The sequence below is a fragment of the Streptomyces sp. 3214.6 genome (assembly GCF_900129855.1).
Taxonomy (GTDB): Bacteria; Actinomycetota; Actinomycetes; order Streptomycetales; family Streptomycetaceae; genus Streptomyces; species Streptomyces soliscabiei.
The window spans coordinates 2106940-2124217 of the sequence record NZ_LT670819.1; the positions used below are offsets into that span (position 1 = coordinate 2106940).

At 68.5% G+C, this 17278-nt stretch carries 15 protein-coding genes; 8 read left to right on the forward strand and 7 right to left on the reverse strand.

The window, feature by feature from the left end; translation table 11 throughout:
• Positions 1-269: 269 nt before the first annotated feature.
• Entirely contained in the window at positions 270-1067 is a 798-nt protein-coding gene (locus tag B5557_RS09480) for an IclR family transcriptional regulator (protein ID WP_079658702.1), read from the forward strand.
• A gap of 107 nt (positions 1068-1174) precedes the next feature.
• On the opposite strand, the gene B5557_RS09485 is transcribed toward B5557_RS09480, so the two are convergent.
• Positions 1175-1462 carry a DUF5955 family protein gene (locus tag B5557_RS09485; RefSeq protein ID WP_231976316.1) on the reverse strand — a complete coding sequence of 96 codons (288 nt, stop codon included), beginning with the start codon at positions 1460-1462 and terminating at the stop codon, positions 1175-1177.
• A gap of 207 nt (positions 1463-1669) precedes the next feature.
• Between B5557_RS09485 and B5557_RS09490 the strand changes: the two genes are divergently transcribed.
• Both B5557_RS09490 and aceB read left to right on the forward strand, forming a co-directional pair.
• Positions 1670-2281: a nucleotidyltransferase family protein gene (locus tag B5557_RS09490; protein WP_079658704.1), complete on the forward strand. Its 612-nt coding sequence runs from the start codon at positions 1670-1672 to the stop codon at positions 2279-2281.
• A 183-nt stretch (positions 2282-2464) separates the two neighbouring features.
• On the forward strand, positions 2465-4099 hold the full coding sequence (aceB, locus tag B5557_RS09495; protein WP_079658705.1) for a malate synthase A: 1635 nt from the start codon (positions 2465-2467) through the stop codon (positions 4097-4099).
• 1 nt (position 4100) lies between these two features.
• On the opposite strand, the gene B5557_RS09500 is transcribed toward aceB, so the two are convergent.
• From B5557_RS09500 to B5557_RS09525, 6 genes are all read right to left on the reverse strand, one after another.
• A complete protein-coding gene (locus tag B5557_RS09500) occupies positions 4101-4391 on the reverse strand; it encodes a SelT/SelW/SelH family protein (RefSeq protein WP_079658706.1) in 291 nt (96 codons plus the stop codon).
• Positions 4388-5302: a HipA family kinase gene (locus B5557_RS09505; RefSeq protein WP_079658707.1), complete on the reverse strand. Its 915-nt coding sequence runs from the start codon at positions 5300-5302 to the stop codon at positions 4388-4390. Before B5557_RS09505 ends, B5557_RS09500 begins: the two co-directional genes overlap by 4 nt.
• Positions 5303-5411: 109 nt before the next feature.
• Positions 5412-8171: a helix-turn-helix transcriptional regulator gene (locus B5557_RS09510; RefSeq protein ID WP_079658708.1), complete on the reverse strand. Its 2760-nt coding sequence runs from the start codon at positions 8169-8171 to the stop codon at positions 5412-5414.
• Between the two features lie 722 nt (positions 8172-8893).
• Positions 8894-9484 carry a response regulator transcription factor gene (locus B5557_RS09515; RefSeq protein WP_180291504.1) on the reverse strand — a complete coding sequence of 197 codons (591 nt, stop codon included), beginning with the start codon at positions 9482-9484 and terminating at the stop codon, positions 8894-8896.
• A gap of 87 nt (positions 9485-9571) precedes the next feature.
• A complete protein-coding gene (locus B5557_RS43590; protein WP_143688154.1) occupies positions 9572-9928 on the reverse strand; it encodes a hypothetical protein in 357 nt (118 codons plus the stop codon).
• Between the two features lie 981 nt (positions 9929-10909).
• Positions 10910-11584 carry a TetR/AcrR family transcriptional regulator C-terminal domain-containing protein gene (locus tag B5557_RS09525; protein WP_159424355.1) on the reverse strand — a complete coding sequence of 225 codons (675 nt, stop codon included), beginning with the start codon at positions 11582-11584 and terminating at the stop codon, positions 10910-10912.
• A gap of 112 nt (positions 11585-11696) precedes the next feature.
• On the opposite strand from B5557_RS09525, the gene B5557_RS09530 reads away from it, so the two are divergent.
• From B5557_RS09530 to B5557_RS09550, 5 genes are all read left to right on the forward strand, one after another.
• Complete coding sequence (locus B5557_RS09530; RefSeq protein ID WP_079658711.1) at positions 11697-13175, forward strand: MFS transporter; 1479 nt, start codon at positions 11697-11699, stop codon at positions 13173-13175.
• 523 nt (positions 13176-13698) lie between these two features.
• On the forward strand, positions 13699-14655 hold the full coding sequence (locus B5557_RS09535) for a chlorinating enzyme (RefSeq protein ID WP_079658712.1): 957 nt from the start codon (positions 13699-13701) through the stop codon (positions 14653-14655).
• A gap of 3 nt (positions 14656-14658) precedes the next feature.
• Entirely contained in the window at positions 14659-14934 is a 276-nt protein-coding gene (locus B5557_RS09540) for a phosphopantetheine-binding protein (protein WP_173877655.1), read from the forward strand.
• Positions 14935-14944: 10 nt separating this feature from the next.
• Positions 14945-15703 (forward strand): thioesterase II family protein, encoded by a 759-nt coding sequence (locus B5557_RS09545; protein ID WP_079658713.1) that lies wholly within the window; start codon positions 14945-14947, stop codon positions 15701-15703.
• Positions 15696-17276 (forward strand): amino acid adenylation domain-containing protein, encoded by a 1581-nt coding sequence (locus B5557_RS09550; protein WP_079658714.1) that lies wholly within the window; start codon positions 15696-15698, stop codon positions 17274-17276. The genes B5557_RS09545 and B5557_RS09550 overlap by 8 nt, the downstream gene beginning before the upstream one ends.
• The last annotated feature ends 2 nt before the right edge of the window (positions 17277-17278 follow it).

The following is a 17278-nucleotide window of genomic DNA, read 5'->3' on the forward strand; positions in this document are numbered from 1 at the left end:
GCCCCCGAGAAGCTTCCGGAGACATTCCGGAGACATTCCGGAAACTTCCATGTAACGGAATTCAACGTTCTGTTGAAAGAGTCTTCACTCCCGCCCTCGCGCCGTCAAGGGCACACTTCTCCAGAGTGGCACCTACCGTCGACACCTGGACGTTTCCACAAGGCGGAATTAGCATTCCGCCAAGCAAAACGTAGCTACGCACCAGCGAGGAGTCAACCGACTGCCGGGTAGGCTTCAGCCCTTCCCGCCTGTTTCGAAAGGAACGCGCCGTGCCGACGTCCAGCGCCAGCACCACCGACTCCGCCAAGTCCGCCGGCGGAGGGGTCCAGTCCCTCGAGCGCGCCTTCGATCTGCTGGAACGGATGGCGGACGCGGGCGGCGAGGTGGGCCTGAGCGAGCTCTCCGCGAGCAGCGGACTGCCCCTGCCGACCATCCACCGCCTGATGCGCACGCTGGTGGCCTGCGGATACGTCCGTCAGCAGACCAACCGCCGCTACGCGCTGGGCCCGCGACTGATCCGCCTCGGCGAGTCCGCCTCCCGGCTGCTGGGCACCTGGGCCCGCCCCTACCTGGCCCGCCTGGTCGAGGAGACCGGCGAGACGGCGAACATGGCGCTGCTCGACGGCGACGAGATCGTGTACGTGGCGCAGGTGCCGTCCAAGCACTCGATGCGGATGTTCACCGAGGTCGGCCGTCGGGTCCTGCCGCACTCCACGGGCGTCGGCAAGGCGCTGCTGGCGGCCTTCCCGGACGCCGAGGTGCGCGCCCTGCTCGCCCGCACCGGCATGCCCGCCGCCACCGAGAAGACGATCACCACCCCGGAGGGCTTCCTGGCCGCCCTGGCGGAGGTGCGCCGGGCCGGTTACGCGGTCGACGACAACGAGCAGGAGATCGGCGTCCGCTGCCTGGCGGTGTCCGTGCCGGACTCCCCCACCGCCGCGGCCATCTCCATCTCCGGCCCGGCGGGCCGCGTCACGGAGCCGGCCACCGAGCGGATCGTGCCGGTGCTGCAGCAGGTGGCGGCGGAACTGTCGGAGGCCCTGACGAACTCGGGACCGGCCACCTAGGGCCTGTCCGCACGCCGGCCACCCACCCGCACCCCGGCCGCGCGCAGGTGCCCCGGGAGCCTCACCGGCCGACGCCCGAGGCCCGGCCCGGAGGCAGGGGTCACGGCTCAGCGGCGCGGCGTCTCCCCGAACAGCTCCACGGCGTCGCGTACGTCCGACAGGCCGCGGGCCAGCGCGCTCACCGAGCCGATCGCGCCCGCGACGAGGAGCAGGGAACGGCGTAACCGGGGGATTTCCGGGATGCCGTGGGCAGCCATCGCGGCGAGTGCGGCGAGTTCGTCCTCGGCGATGACCCGGTCGGGGAACTCGGCCGGGTGCGCGGCGAGTTCGCGGCGCAGCCGGGACACCGCGGTCCGCAGTTCCGCCACCCTCGGATCCTCGTCGCTGTCGGTCACCGCTCTTTGTCCCAAGCTCCGCAACACAGCTCTCCCCCCTGGCGCACTCTCGCGTCTTCCCACCCCCGCGCCCACCGTGACGCCGGTCGGGCGCCGAAGGACGCGCGGGTCAGTAAACGCCACCCGATGCCGGGTGCGCCACTGCGCGGACGGAAATTCAGCTCCCGGAAACCGTGTGGTCGACACCGCGTCAGGTATGCAGGACGCATGACGCAAAACGAAGACCGGGCCCGCGACCAGGTGGTCGGTGTGCTGCTGGCCGCGGGCGGGGGCCGGCGGCTCGGCGGACGGCCCAAGGCGTTGCTCGAACACCGGGGACGCCCACTGGTCGAACACGCGGTGGGAGTGCTGCGCGCGGCGGGCTGCGCGCGCGTGCATGTGGTCCTCGGGGCCGCCGCCGACGCCGTACGGGAGCGGGCCCGGCTGGAGGGGTGCGTGCTGGTGGAGAACCCCGCGTGGGAGCAGGGCATGGGCACGTCACTGCGGGCCGGGCTCGACTCGCTCGCCGGGACAGGGGCACGGGCGGCGCTCGTCTCGCTCGTGGACCAGCCCGGCATCGGGCCTGGGGCGATCGCCCGGGTACGCGCCGCGTACGAGGACGACTCCTCGCTCGTCTCCGCCGCCTACGACGGCGTACGCGGCCACCCCGTCCTGTTCGGGGCGGCCCACTGGGCGGACATCGCCGCGACTGCGACCGGCGACCGTGGGGCACGCGCCTATCTGAGGGAACACGAGGAGGCGATCACGCTCGTCGAGTGCGGGGACGTGGCCCGGCCGTTCGACATCGACACGCCCCAGGATCTCGCCCACCTCGAGTGAGGGACCTGGCACTCGGCGCCACCATGCCTCGACCCGAAGAATCTCGACATCAACAAACCATTGAACTTCCACGATGAGGAAACTAGTATCCACTACTCAGAAGGACCCGGCTTGTCCGGGGCCCCGCCCGCCGTACCCGGTTCGACTGGCACCCGGTGCCACCGCTGAAGGAAGTGACCGCACATGTCCGCACCAGCGCCGTCCCCGCTGGCCATCGTCGACGCCGAGCCCCTGCCGCGGCAGGAGGAGGTCCTCACCGAGGCGGCGCTCGCCTTCGTGGCGGAGCTGCACCGCCGGTTCACGCCACGCCGTGACGAGCTCCTCGCCCGGCGTGCGGAGCGCCGCGCCGAGATCGCCCGCACGTCCACCCTCGACTTCCTCCCCGAGACCGCCGCGATCCGCGCGGACGACTCCTGGCGGGTGGCCCCCTCCCCCGCGGCCCTGGACGACCGCCGGGTCGAGATCACCGGCCCCACCGACCGCAAGATGACCATCAACGCCCTCAACTCGGGCGCACGGATCTGGCTCGCCGACTTCGAGGACGCCTCCGCGCCGACCTGGGAGAACGTCGTCCTCGGCCAGATCAACCTGGCCGACGCGTACACCCGCGCCATCGACTTCACCGACGAGAGGTCCGGCAAGTCGTACGCCCTGCGCCCGGACGAGGAGCTGGCGACGGTCGTCATGCGCCCGCGCGGCTGGCACCTGGGCGAGCGCCACCTCGTCGACGCCGACGGCAACCAGGTCCCCGGCGCCTTCGTCGACTTCGGCCTGTACTTCTTCCACAACGCCCAGCGCCTGCTCGACCTCGGCAAGGGCCCGTACTTCTACCTCCCGAAGACGGAGTCGCACCTCGAAGCACGCCTGTGGAACGACGTGTTCGTCTTCGCTCAGGACTACGTCGGCATCCCGCAGGGCACCGTCCGCGCCACCGTCCTCATCGAGACGATCACGGCCGCGTACGAGATGGAGGAGATCCTCTACGAACTCCGCGACCACGCCTCGGGGTTGAACGCCGGCCGCTGGGACTACCTGTTCTCCATCGTCAAGAACTTCCGTGACGGCGGAGCCAAGTTCGTCCTCCCGGACCGCAACGCGGTGACGATGACGGCCCCGTTCATGCGCGCGTACACCGAACTCCTCGTCCGCACCTGCCACAAGCGCGGCGCGCACGCCATCGGCGGCATGGCGGCGTTCATCCCGTCCCGGCGGGACGCGGAGGTCAACAAGGTCGCCTTCGAGAAGGTCCGCGCGGACAAGGACCGCGAAGCCGGCGACGGCTTCGACGGCTCCTGGGTCGCCCACCCCGACCTGGTCCCGATCGCCATGGAGTCCTTCGACAAGGTCCTCGGCGACCGTCCGAACCAGAAGGACCGACTGCGCGAGGACGTCCATGTGGAGGCCGCCGACCTGATCGCGATCGACTCCCTGGACGCCCGGCCGACGTACCAGGGTCTCGTCAACGCCGTACAGGTCGGCATCCGTTACATCGAGGCCTGGCTGCGCGGCCTCGGCGCCGTCGCCATCTTCAACCTCATGGAGGACGCGGCCACCGCCGAGATCTCCCGCTCGCAGATCTGGCAGTGGATCAACGCGGGCGTCGAGTTCGAGCACGCCGGGAACACGGTGAAGGCGACCCCGGAACTGGCCCGCGAGGTCGCCGCCGAGGAACTCGACAACATCCGCGAGGAGATCGGCGAGGAGGCCTTCGCGGCAGGCCACTGGCAGCAGGCCCACGACCTGCTGCTCACGGTCGCCCTCGACGAGAACTACGCGGACTTCCTGACGCTGCCGGCCTACGAGCAGCTCAAGGGCTGACCTACTCCCGCGACGGCTTGTCCGAGTGGCCCAGGGACCGTCCCGGGGCCACTCGGTCGCGTACGGCCTGCTTCACGGCCGTCGGCTCCGGGAAGCCCTGTTCGCGGCGGTCCCAGACCACCTCGTCGTCGACCCGGACGACGAAGACGCCGCCGGTGCCGGGCTTGAGGGACAGCTCGGTCAGCTCCGCCTCGAAGGTGATGAGCAGCTCCTGCGCCAGCCAGGCCGCGCGGGGCAGCCAGCGGCACTGGGTGCAGTACTCGATCTGTACCACCCGTCCCACACGGTTCATCCGAGGTGCACCGACCAATCCTGTTCCGCCGCCGGTTTGCCGTGCAGGTCGGGGACCCGCTTGAGCCAGTTCGGGCGGCCTTCCTGAGTGCGTGCCGCGCGGAGGGCCTCCTCGGCGGCGAGTTCCTCCCGGGTCGGGAAGTCGGTGGGCAGCCAGGCCGCGGACGCCCGCACGCGCGCGTGGAGGTAGGCGACGTACGCGGTCCGGACGTCGTCCGCGGTCGCGAAGCCCTCCTCCGCGTCCAGCCAGGCGTCGGGGACCTCCGCCGCGATGTCCCGCAGCAGTTCGCGCGTCACCTTCGGCGCGAGCTCCGCGTCGGCCGCCCGTACGTCGGGGGCGTAGTGGCCGAGGGCGTGGTGACGGAAGTCGTACCGCTTCCCGGGATCGGACCCGTCCCAGCGGTGATGGAAGACGAGGGCCGCGCCGTGGTCGATCAGCCACAGGCGCGCGGGCGCGGTGCCGAAGGTCGGCCAGACCATGAGGTTGGAGCTGTGCACCGTGCGGTCCACGTTCACGGTGAGGGCGTCGAGCCAGACGATCCTGCCCGCCTCCAGCGGGTCCACGGGGAAGGTCCTGGCGACCTCCGGGGTGAAGTCCCGCGCGCCCGGCAGGTAGTCCATGCCCAGGTTGAGGCCCGCGCTCGCGCCGTGGAGTTCGCGCACCTCCTGGTGGGGCTCGCCGTCGGCGATCGCCGGGTCGAAGTGCACGAGCACCAGCTCGGGGAACCGCAGCCCGAGCGCGCGGGCCAGCTCGCCGACGATCACCTCGGCGACCAGTGCCTTACGTCCCTGCGCGGAACCGGTGAACTTGACGACATACGTGCCCAGGTCGTCGGCCTCGACGACTCCGGGGACGGAGCCGCCGGAGCGCAGGGGTGCGACATAGCGGGTCGCAATGACTTCAGTCAGCATTTTCCCAGGCTCCACAGCTCGTTTTCCTTGCATACCACGGCATGCCCTCACGGGGGTGCAACCGGGCATGAAATGAGCATAGTAACCGGGCGTGTGACACCGGCGATGGTCATGGGACGAGCTCGGACAGACACGAAGGGAGTTGGGTGCGGCGGCGGATGCCGAGTTTTCGGTAGGCGCGGGTGAGGTGCTGTTCGACGGTGCTGACCGTGATGAAGAGCTTTCGGGCGATCTGCTCGTTCGTGGCACCCCGGGCGGCCAGCTCCGCCACCCGCCATTCCGCCGAGCTGAGCCGGCGGGCGGGTGTCGCGGCCTCGCCGAGGAGCTCCGCTCCCCTTCTCTCGTCGGCCGCCGGTGCCGACGGTGGCAGCAGCGGTGCCGCGGCGCACCGGTCCGCCAGTGCCCTCGCCTGGTCGGCGTGGCGGCGGGCCTGGCCGACCTCGCCCAGTGACTCGTAGGCGTGGCCCAGGTCGGAGAGGGTGTACGCGAGGTTCAGCGAGTCGCCGCAGCGGTCGAGAATGTCCGCCGCCTTCAGCAGCACCGGCGGACGTTCGTCCGGGCGGAGGGTGGCCGCCATGGCCCGGTAGGTCAGGCCGCGGGTGCGCGGGTGTCCCGGCGGGAGCAGCGTCATCTGTTCCGTCAGGAGTTCCCTCGCCTGCGTCACAAGGCCCTTGTGGAGATACGCGCGGGCGGCGTTGGCGCGCCAGGGCACCGCCGACGGACAGTCGGCCTCCCCCAGCTTCATCAGGTGTCCGGCCGCAAGGAAGTCCTGAAGAGCGGCGTCGTGGTGGCCGCGCGCGAGATGGTATTGGCCCCGCGCGTCGAGGTAGACCACTCCGCCCAGGGTCCCGAAGGCGGCCCTGGGGACGGGGATTTCGAGATGGCTCTCGGCCTCGTCCAGGTTCCCCATCGCCGTGGCGGTGAGGACGAGGAGCGAAAGCGGGAGGACCACGGCCACTCCCCAGCCCTCGCGCGGCATCAGCGCGAGCGCGGCCTGTGCCTGTCTCCTGGCGTTCGGCAGGTCTCCGAGGCGGTAGTGGATCTGCGCCCGCGCCGACGTGAACATGGCGTTCCATACGAGACCGTGCGTCTCCCCCAGGGAGGCGAGAAGGGCATCGCACCAGGCCGACGCCTTGTCGAGGTGGTCGGCATAGACCAAGACCATGAGTGAGGCGAGCGACGACGCCGGGCTCGCCGCCCCGGCCAGGGCCTCCCGCAGGACGAGTTCCGCGGCGGGGACGGCTCCCTCCTCGTCGGCGCCCCGCAGGACCGCGCCCAGTGCGGCCGCGGACCGCTGCTCGGGCGTGCCGAGGCCGGCGTCGAGGGGGGCCGCCTCCTCGAATCCCAGGGCGGATGCGATTCCCGGATATGTGAGCGGAAGCCACAGGTGCAGCTGCTCGGCGTACGGGCCGGCGTCCGCACCCACCTGCGCGTGAGGATCGTCGCCGAGGCACGCCATCACGCGCGTCGCCTGCTCCACCTGGCCGTTCCACAGCAGGCTGCGGACGACGGGGAGCGACTGCCGCACGGAGAGCTCGCCCTGCTCGACGGCCGTGACCAGATCGGGCAGGTAGCTCTTCACCGCTGTGGGGTCGTGCCGCCAGGTGACGTCGGCGAGCTTCGCCGCGATGTCGATCCGCTCCCGCCCCTCCGCACACTGACGATGTGCTCTCTCGAGGTAGCGGACGGCCGCTTCGTGGTCTCCCCCGGCGAGGGCGCGGTCCGCTGCCTCGCACAGCACCTGTTTCGCCCAAGGAATCGTCTCGTCGATACGCATCAGGTGTTCGGCCGTCACCAGGGCGGGGGCGCCCTCCTGGTACAGCAGGCGGGCGACGCGAGACCGCAGGGCGTGGCGTTCTTCCTGGGGGATGCTGCCGAGCACGGCCTCACGCACGCTCGGCTGCCCGAGAAGGTCATGGTCCAGCAGTCCACCGACGCCGGGAGAGCCGGCGACCCGCGCGACGGTTTCCGAGTCCATGCCGCAGAGTCGCGCGACCACGGCCGCCGACCGGAACTCCCCCAGCGCGGCCCTCGCCCGCGCGATCTCGAGCACGACGGGCTCGGCCCGGTAGAGGCAGCTCAGGACGGCACGGCCGAAGGCTGGGCCGGCCAGTGGCCGCCGCGGCGCGGCCGGGACCGATGCGCTGTCGGCATGGTCCTCGGCCATGGCGTGCACCAGCAACGGCCGGCCGCCGCTGAGCTGCCTGCAGTCGGAAGCGATCCGGCCCGCCGCCTCAAGGGTGAAATACTCCTCGAGCACCGTCGCGACCCCCGTCTCCGAGAGCGGCTCGAGTTCCAGCTGGGTACAGTTCGGCATCCTGAGGATCTCGGCCTGGAGTATGCGCTGAACGCTGGTCCGGCCCATGTCGGGACAGTAGGTGAGGACGATCGATATCGGCGCGCTGCCCATCCGCCGCATGAGCGCGAGCAGGCTCTCCAGCGACTCGACGTCCATGAAATGCGCATCGTCGATGCAGAGGACCAGCGGCGGGCTGTGGGTCAGGTACTGGAAAGCACTGTGCAGCAGACCGAGGACCGACGGGGAGATCTCGCTGTGCGCGCCCGCTCCGCCGCCGCTCTCCAGCACGGCCCGGACCTCGAGTTCCGCGCTGTGGGAGTAGAGCCGACGCCCCCGCAGAAGCTGATCTATGATCCCCAGCGGCCGGTAACGCTCGAGACTCGAACCGGTGGCCTCCAGGACGGTCGCGCCCGCGTCGGCGGCGTCGTGGGCGAAGGAGTCCAGCAGGGCCGTCTTTCCGCTGGCGAGCGGTCCGCCGATGGCGACCGTCCGACTGCGGCCCAGCGAACACTCGCTCCAGATCTGGACCAGCGTCTTTTCTGCCTCGTCCCGTTCGACCAGCATCCCCATCACCTCTCACCTTCCGCGGCACAGGGACAGGTGTGGATCGACACCCGGCGAACACGGGGGCCGTGCGGGTGAGAGGTCGCGAACAGTTCCGCGCTGTGCGGACCGGTGCCGGGTCGCTCGGCGCAGACACCGTCTCCCGCCCGCGGTCGGTCGTGGTGGGATCGTGGGTGTTCACCGGCGCGCCGGCCATGGCCGGCCGCAGGGCGTCGGAACCGCCCCGCCGCACCGTCGCGTCGCCCGCGGCGGCCGTCCCGCCGATTCCGCACCCGAGGAGCCCGGCGACCGAGGCAGTGCAGGTCCGGTGCGGTCCACGGCGCGCGGTGACCCATGTCCCGGCCCGCCGCGAGCACGGGTGCCACCGGAATCTCACTCGACGCCACGACGCAGAAGAGGAGCGGGAGGGAACGGCGGTCGGTCCGCCGACCGTCCACGGCAGCGGGGCGCTGCGCCCCTGGGGCGATGCCCGGCATGAGGGGCGTCGCCTCGCCGGGTAAGAGGTGAGCTGTCGAATCGCCCGGGAACATGCCGCGCAGGCTCGTTCCGACGATGATGCCCACTGCGATCCGGCCGACCGCGGTCGGCTGCCCGATCCGGCGCGCGAGTGCGCCGAGCAGGCTCGACACCCCGAGCGCGAGGGCTAAATTGCCGATGACGTCGGCCGTCACCCCATCCATGGTCATAACCAACCCCCAATTGGTCGATGAAGTCGGCGAGCAGGACTTTCAAAGCCAGTGCGCATCCCTGGCGATCCGCAAGGCGTCGATGCGGTTACGCGCGCCGAGCTTCGCCACCAGGGACGAGAGGTAGTTGCGCACGGTCCCCTCGGAGAGGTGCAGCCGTGCCGCGATCTCGGCGATCGAGTCCCCGCGGGAGAAGCGCTCCAGCACCGCGAGTTGACGCGACGTCAGCGGGCAGCCGGCGTTGGACATGGCCGCGACCGTCAGATCGGCGTCGAAGACGCGTTCGCCCTGATACACCCGGTGCAGGGCCTCGAAGAAGCGACTGGCCGGCATGCTTCGCTGCAGCATGCCGTCGACCCCGCCGGAGAAGGCCTGGCGGACGATCGATCGGGTGAAGCACTCGGCCAGGACCAGGCTCCGGCACCCCGGAAGACTCGCGATCTTCTCGGCAAGGGTGATCGCACTGGTGTCGGCCCCGTCGAAGCTGATGATCGAGATATCGGGGTGATGAATCTCGGCGAATTCCAGCGCCTCCGCATCTCCGCCGACGGCCCCGACAACCTGGAGATCCTCGCGCTTCTCGATCAATGCGGCGAGCGCGCTTCGGGAAAGTAATAAAGCATCCGACAGCATCACTTGTATTCCCATTGTTCCCCCATGGCGTGAAAAACGCCCCACTGATAGTTGAGAACAGTTATGACCGAATATCGGGGCAGTAGTTCAATCCGCGATTACTGCGTCCAGCGCGAGGTCCGGTCCACCGACGCCGCCCGGGTCGATCCGAGGCCCGGCCTGACCAATGGCCGGACGGTGACCCGCGCCGCTCACCGCCGTGATGAGCGCCTCGGCCGTCCACGTCCCCGACGACACGCGAGCGACCCGCCGCCGCGCCGTAGCGTTGCCGACGCGGCGGGCGCCGGACGCCGTCCCGCACCCGGCGACCATGTCCGCCGTGAAACCACCGGCGAGTCGACCGATCTGCGGGTACCCGCCCGGCGACACCCCGATGACCCCGGTGACCTCGGTGAACCGGGGGGCGAAGGCGCCCGGACCGGAGCAGGCGGCGGCTTCGGCCACGTCACCGGCGCCTTGCTGGACGCACGAGGAGAGCAGCCGACGTCGCGCCTGCTCTCCTCGTACGGCCAGCAGAAACCCGCCAGGGACCAGTCCGTTCTCTTGGCGGAAAAAGCCGGCCGCGGGACAGGCACCGAATCTCGCCATACGCCTTAAGCGGGCGATTGACAAGTTGTTTTCGACCATGTGAATGCGCACAGCGCTCAGCCTTCCCCCGTTTTGAGCCGCGCATGACGATCAATGAACATAGCCAGTCCCGCTGCGACAGGTCAAGAAGCCCGGGTCAGAGGGCTGCGGCACCGAACTGATCAAACAGCGCGATGTGGCCGATACGCCCCGGGCCGTGCACTGGAGACGTCCATCGGAATACCAAGTCCCAGTCAAAAGCAGTACAACGCCGATGCGTGAATTGCCGTGGTCGATTCACCTCCGGCCACCACGGAGGCGAGGATTCCGCTCGGCGCGCGGAAGCAAGGCGTTGATTCTCGGCCAGTCGGCGGACCGCTTCGGTGAGATCGTCGGCGGGGAGCAGCTCGCCGACGGCTCGTGTGGTGGGGGGCGCGCCCGTCGCGGTGTGCAGCGCGGGGAGCACCCACCTCGGCGGGGGACGGAGGCGGGCTGCCATGGGACGGCCGGAGCACGCGCTCGCGGCGGGGCACGGCGACCCGTACGCCGATGCGCCGGGCCGTGCCCGGAGATCGGACGCGGACGCGGACAGCGGGGATCTGCCTGGTGGCCGCCGGGGTGGGGACAGCGGAGCCCAGCCGTTTCGTGCGAGCCCGTATGCCGCACGAGACCGCGAGACCGACGAGACCGCGAGACCGACGAGACCGCGAGACCGCGAGGCGGTGCTGGTTGGGGAGCTGTCGGCCCGGGTCGGCGGGACACGTCGCTGTGTTGCTGGGGGCCGAGGGTTCTCCTCGGCCGGCTCACGCATGATCGAGGGCGTCCGCCGCCTGGGTGGGGGCGCCCGGTTCCGCTACCTCAGTTCCCCACCCCCCGGCCGGGGAGTGACACCGCCCCTGCTTCCTCCTGCACCGGCCGGACCTCCTGGAGGCGGCAGAGCCCTTCGATGAAGATGTTCAACCCGTAGTCGAACCGTTCCGCCGGATCCGCGTCCGTCAGCGAGTCGAGTGCCGCCGCATACTGCGGTGACACATCGACGTTGAGCCCCTGGGTGCGGACTCGCCAGTCATGGTCGGGCGGCAACCGCAGCTGGGCCTGTTCCTCGATGGTGTGGCCGAGCACGTAGTAGAAGATGGCGAAGCTGACCCAGCCCGCCTGGGCGGGGGCCAGACCCGCCCGGCAGAGCACCTGGACCGCCGTGTCCGAGCCGATGACCGTGTTGGCTCCGGGTGCGAACGTGCCGGCAACCACCCGAGCGCCGTCGCGACGGCTGAGCAAGGCCGCGCGGAGCCGGCTGCCGACGATCCGGATCTGCTCCGGCCAGGAGACGTCGGGCAACGGGTCGCCGACGCCTTCGACGATCTTGTCGGCCACCGCGTCGAGCAAGGCCTCCTTGTTCTCGAAGTGCCGATACAGGGCGCCGCCTTGCACGTTGAGCGATGCGCCGAGCTTGCGCATCGTGAGCTGGTCCAGGCCCTCGGCGTCGAGAAGGCGCAGCGCTTCCTCGACCACGTCGGCTTTGCGCAGCGGCATCGGCTCTCCCTCGATTGACACCCTCCGGACAGCATTGTAGCGTGAACAGCGTTCACGTGAACGGTGTTCACATGAACTCGATTCAGTCGCGATCAGCCACTGAGGAGACTCCATGTCTGAGCCACGAGTCGCGTCCGCACCCCCTGTTCTCCGGCCGAATCTGCCACTGGGCGTCGTCGTGGCGATGTCCTGCCTCGCCCTGTTCATGGTCGTGCTCGACGCCACCATCGTCACCGTGGCCCTGCCGGACATGCGCACCGGGCTGAACCTGTCGAACGACCAGCAGCAGTGGGTCGTCAGCGGCTACCTGCTCACCCTGGGCGGCTTCCTGCTCCTGGCGGCCAGGGCCGGCGACCTCTTCGGGCACAAACGGGTGTTCCTGTTCGGGGTGGTCGTCTTCACCGCCGCCAGTCTGATCGGCGGCCTGGCATCCGACGCGGCCGTTCTGATCACGGCCCGGATCGCGCAGGGCGCCGGCGCTGCCGCGATGGCCCCCACCAGCCTGAGTCTCATCACCGCCAGCCACACCGACGAACACGAGCGCGAGCGCGCCCTGGCGCTGTGGAGCATGATGGGCGGGATCGCAGGCCTGATCGGCGTGGTCCTCGGCGGAGTGCTCACCGCCGAGCTGAACTGGCGCTGGGTGCTGTTCGTCAACGTCCCCCCGGGCGTCGCCCTGTTGGTCACCGGCGTGCTGTTCCTGCTGCCTTCGGCCAACACCGAGCGGACCCGGCTCGACCTGCCCGGCGCCCTCTGCGTCACCCTCGGAGTCGGTGCGCTGACCTACGGGCTCTCGGAGGCCTCCGCCAAGGGCTGGGGTTCGCCGAGCGTCGTGCTCCCGCTGGTCGCGGCCGTGGTCCTCATCGCCCTCTTCCTGGTGGCCGAGGCCAGGAGCTCCCACCCGCTCATCCCGCTCGACCTGATCCGGCCGCGGACCCTGCGGATCGCGAACCTGCTGATGTTCTTCCTGGGCGTGACGCTGACCGCCCTGCTCTTCTTCCTCTCGCTCTACTGCCAGCAGGTCCTCGGCTACAGCGCGCTGCGCACCGGCATGGCCATGCTGCCCATCACCGTCATCTTCATCGTCGGCGGCATCACCTCCCGGGTGCTCACGCCCAAGGTCGGCCCCCGCCGCATGCTGGTGGTCGGCGGCCTCATCGCCACCGCGGGCATCGCCTGGCTGACCACCATCCCCTCCCATCCCGCCTACGTGACCCACATCCTCGGCCCGAACGTGGTCGGCGGGTTCGGCGTCAGCCTCATGCTGCTCGCCGTCACCATCAGCGGCACCACCGATGTGGATCCCAAGAACGCCGGCGCCGCCTCCGGGCTGCTCAACACGTCCCGTCAGATCGGCGGAGCGATCGGTCTTGCCGTGCTCGTGAACGTCGCGTCCAGCGTGACCCGCAACGCGAGCCACGACAGCAGCCACCTCGACGCGCTGGTCCAGGGCTACCGCGTCGCGTTCCTCGTCAACGCGGGTCTCATGCTCGTCGCCGCGCTGGCCGCTCTGGCACTGCCGGCCATGGCACCGGGCAAGCAGACAACCGATGAAGCCCTCCAGGGCCGGCCGGCGACCACCCGACCGTAACCACGAGAACCTCACCCGCGCGGCGCGCCCATGGCCATGTCTCAGGCATGGCCATGGGCGCGCTCGGCAGCTACCGCGGACACTGCTCGACCCGGATCGGCGTGCCGCCGGATCTGGCCGAAGATCGCCTCCCTGGCACTTGACTTTCTGCCGCGGAGGTCATCGCTCACCATGACCGGCGACACTCTCCAACCCGCGGCCCGACAAGCTTCGGCTACGACTGTTCTCAGCCACGCTCGATTCGTCACCGCCGCCGCCGCTCGACCCCGGACCGGCATTCGGCACCGGACAAACGCGGGGCCCGCTCGGCGAACTGCGCGTACCTCCGGCGCGACGGCCCAATAGGGGTTGCCGACCGCTGGATAGGGGTTGCCGATAGGGGTAATCCATCGGTAACTTTTTTTCTCGGTTCTTCGTCTTATATTCCGGCGCTGCGGCCACCGAGCCCGCCGGCGGCCGCAGTTTCCAGCCTTATGCCGCTCTGAGCGACGCCTTCGAGCGAGATTAGGATCGAGGAGAAAACATGGCCCGTACGAAAACCTTCGCGCTGACCCCCGAAGAGCTGAAGCAGTTCGCTCGCGATGGCTACATCGGCCCTTTCGACCTCTACACCGAAGAAGAGATGGAAGGGCATCTCAGGGCGACCAGGCCGAAGCTACTCAGGACCAAAACGTCCATTTATCACGAGGGGCAGACGGAATCCGGAAACACAAACCTGGCGGCCAGTTACGACCGCCATCTCGACATCGACTTTCTCGCCGAGCACGTCACGAGGCCGGAGATCGTGGACAGGGTGTCGAGCATCCTCGGGCCCGACACGCTCTGCTGGCGCACCGAGCTCTTCCCGAAGTATCCGGGTGACGAGGGAACGGACTGGCACCAGGCGGACAACTTCTCCAGCGTCGACGGTTCGAAGCACCCGCACATCGTGTGGCCGGAGGACGCGGAGTTCGGGGGCACCATAACCGCCTGGACCGCTTTCACGGAGGCGTCGGTCAAGAATGGCTGCCTTCAGTTCATCCCGGGCACCCACACGTCGATGAATTACGATGAGTCAAAGATCATGGAATACAATCCGGACATCATCAACCAGGTAGAGAAGGACGGCGTCAAGCGCGGGCTCTTCGGCTACGACTACCGGCAGTTGCAGAAGGATCCGGACTGGACTCCCGACGAGTCGAAGGCCGTCTCCCAGGTCATGCGCCAGGGCCAGTTCATTCTCTTCTGGTCGACGCTCATGCACGCGTCTCATCCGCACAGCGGCGAAACCGACCAGATGCGGCTCGGCTTCGCCTCCCGTTACCTGCCGACGCAGGTCCAGGTCTACCCGTACTCCGACGAGCTCCAGGAATTCGGTGCGCGGGCGAGCCTTGAGAAATATGGCTGCGTATTGGTGTCCGGCGAGGACCGATACGGCCACAATCGATTTGTTGAGAGCACTGTCAACGGATTCCGCTTCCCGGTGCACCAGGAGAAATGACAAATGAGCGAGACGGACAACCGAATGACGTCGGAAACACTGCTGGTATGGGTCGTCGACGAGTGCAAGCAGCTCGGCCTGCGGGTGACGGGCGGCGAGGACGACTTCTTCGAAGCCGGCGGCACATCGCTCACTGCGGTGAAGCTGATCGAGCGGGCGGAACGAGAGTTCGGCGACGACTCGCTTCCCGCTGACGAACTGTTCACCGAGAGCCGCGTCACGGACATCGTGGCCAGCATCCAGCGGAACAGCAAGCACGCTGACGCGGCGTCGGACTAGCAGGGTCGGCGTGGCGGCAACGGCCGACAAGTGGGTGATGACCCTCAAGGCGGCGACGGCAGAGCCGGTCAGCACATTGTTCTGCTTTCCCTACGCGGGCGGGAGCCCCGAGACGTTCCGTGCCTGGTGTGACGGGATCGCGGACGACGTGGAGTTGGTGTGCGTGGTGCTCCCCGGCCGGGGACGCCGGCTCAAGGAACCACGCTACGACCGGTGGCAGCCCCTGGTGGACGATGTCTTCGAGGCGCTGTCGCCGTATCTGAACCGCCGCCACGCCTTCTACGGCCACAGTTTCGGTGGGCGGCTGGCCTACGAGCTGTCTCATCTGGCCACGGCCGAGTACCCGGGAAAGACGCGTCGGCTGTTCGTTTCCGGCTGCCGGAGCCCGGATGTGCCGCAGCTGCGCCCTTATATGCATCGGATGACGGAGAGCGATTTCCGCGATGCGGTGGCGAAGATGGGCGGCACCCCGGCGGAGCTCTTCGAACAGGAGGCGCTGATGCGCCTCCTCCTGCCGACGGTGCGAAGCGAAATCCACCTCGCCGAAATATGGGATCACCGCCACGCCACCGGCGTGGATGTTCCCATCACCGCGATATACAGCCTGGATGATGCGATCGACAGCTGGAGAACCATGCGCGGCTGGCACAGGTTCACCAAGCAGCATTGCGAGCTGATCGAAGTCCCCGGCGGACACTTCTTCGTGGACAGCCACCCGGAGCACGTAACAAGAATCGTCAACACACGGCTGGGGAACCTGAATGGATAAGATCGCCCTCTCCGAAGAGGCTCTGTCTGTTCATCAGAAGATCAACAGGACTGATGCTGTTCATCCGGTGGAGAGCCTGAAGGAGCTCTTCGAAGGCGCCGCCGGCCGTCATCCCGACTCCGTCGCCCTCGTCCATCAGGAGCGCAAGCTCACGTACCGCGAGCTCAACGGCCTGGCGAACAGCCTGAGCGTGCGGCTCCGCGAGGCCGGAGTACAGCCTGGCCAGGTCGTGGGACTGTGCGTCAGGCGCTCGCCGGAGATGATCATCGCAATGCTGGCGATCATCAAGTGCGGCGCCACCTACCTCCCGTTCGACCGCACCTGGCCGGATGAACGCCTGAGCGGGATATTCGGCCAGGCCGACTGCACGACCCTGCTCACCGACGCGTCCGGCGAAATGACGGTCCGCTTCGAGAGCATGCAGGTGATTCCCGTCGACCCGCACACTCTGAACGCGGACGAGAAGAATCCTGACCTGCGGGTCCAGCCGGACTCCATCGCCTACATCGTCTTCACGTCGGGATCGACAGGATCCCCCAAAGGCGTGCCGATCCGGCATGAGGGCGTCGTTCGCCTGGTGTTCAACGCCTGCTTCGTCGCCCTCGACGAGAATTCCGTCATCCCGCAGTTGGCGTCGATATTCTTCGACGCCGCGGTCTTCGAGATCTGGGGAGCGCTGCTGCACGGCGGGACGTGCGTGCTCTACCCGTCAGATTTCATCCGGCTGTCGGAACTGAAGCGGGTCGTGCGGCAGAACGGCGTCACGGCGATCTTTGTGACGACGGCACTGTTCAATGTGATAGTCGATGAGGCGCCCAGCACCCTGGATTCCGTGCAGACAATCCTCACGGGCGGCGAGGCGCATTCCCTGAGGCACATGGAAGACGCACGGGGCCATTACGGGAACGACAAGATAGTGAGCGTGTACGGGCCGACCGAGTGTTCGGTGTTCGCCACGTATTATCCCGTTCGGCATTCCGTCCTGGGGATGTCCGCGCTCCCGATCGGATTGCCCATTCAGAATACGTCTCTCTATGTCGTCCGGGACGGAGCGCTGTGCGCCCCCGGCGAGACCGGAGAGGTGTGCCTGGCGGGACCGGGGCTGTCGCCCGGCTATCTCGGCATGCTTGAGCTGACGAAAAAGAAATATGTCGAATACGACATCAATGGCGACAAGGTGCGGCTCTACCACACCGGAGACCGCGGATTCTTCCGGGAAGACGGAAATGTCGTCTTCCAGGGGCGGCTGGACGATCAGGTGAAGGTCAACGGTTTCCGGATCGAGCTCGGCGAAATCGCGCACTTCATGAATGAGGTTCCGTACGTCAAGCAAAGCTATGTCACCACCGGCGAGAAGGAGTCCGGCGAGAAGGTCGTGGTGGCGTTCGTGGTCCCCGCCGGCGAGGACTGCACACCCCAGGCGTGCCGCGACCATCTGGTCACGAAGGTTCCCAGCTACATGCTGCCCGGGGAGATTCATGTCTGCGACAGTCTGCCGCTGACCGGATCGGGCAAGGTGGACCGGAGAGCGCTTCTGTCACAACGGAATTACCAGGACGCCCCCAAGTCGTAGTG

Bases quoted from the DNA above. Each gene is read 5' to 3' on its own strand.
- B5557_RS09535 (WP_079658712.1), top strand. From the start codon at position 13,699: ATGGCCCGTACGAAAACCTTCGCGCTGACCCCCGAAGAGCTGAAGCAG.
- B5557_RS09530 (WP_079658711.1), top strand. From the start codon at position 11,697: ATGTCTGAGCCACGAGTCGCGTCCGCACCCCCTGTTCTCCGGCCGAAT.
- B5557_RS09510 (WP_079658708.1), bottom strand. From the start codon at position 8,171: ATGGGGATGCTGGTCGAACGGGACGAGGCAGAAAAGACGCTGGTCCAG.
- B5557_RS09490 (WP_079658704.1), top strand. From the start codon at position 1,670: ATGACGCAAAACGAAGACCGGGCCCGCGACCAGGTGGTCGGTGTGCTG.
- B5557_RS09515 (WP_180291504.1), bottom strand. From the start codon at position 9,484: ATGCTGTCGGATGCTTTATTACTTTCCCGAAGCGCGCTCGCCGCATTG.
- B5557_RS09525 (WP_159424355.1), bottom strand. From the start codon at position 11,584: ATGCCGCTGCGCAAAGCCGACGTGGTCGAGGAAGCGCTGCGCCTTCTC.
- B5557_RS09550 (WP_079658714.1), top strand. From the start codon at position 15,696: ATGGATAAGATCGCCCTCTCCGAAGAGGCTCTGTCTGTTCATCAGAAG.
- aceB (WP_079658705.1), top strand. From the start codon at position 2,465: ATGTCCGCACCAGCGCCGTCCCCGCTGGCCATCGTCGACGCCGAGCCC.
- B5557_RS09505 (WP_079658707.1), bottom strand. From the start codon at position 5,302: ATGCTGACTGAAGTCATTGCGACCCGCTATGTCGCACCCCTGCGCTCC.
- B5557_RS09500 (WP_079658706.1), bottom strand. From the start codon at position 4,391: ATGAACCGTGTGGGACGGGTGGTACAGATCGAGTACTGCACCCAGTGC.
- B5557_RS09540 (WP_173877655.1), top strand. From the start codon at position 14,659: ATGAGCGAGACGGACAACCGAATGACGTCGGAAACACTGCTGGTATGG.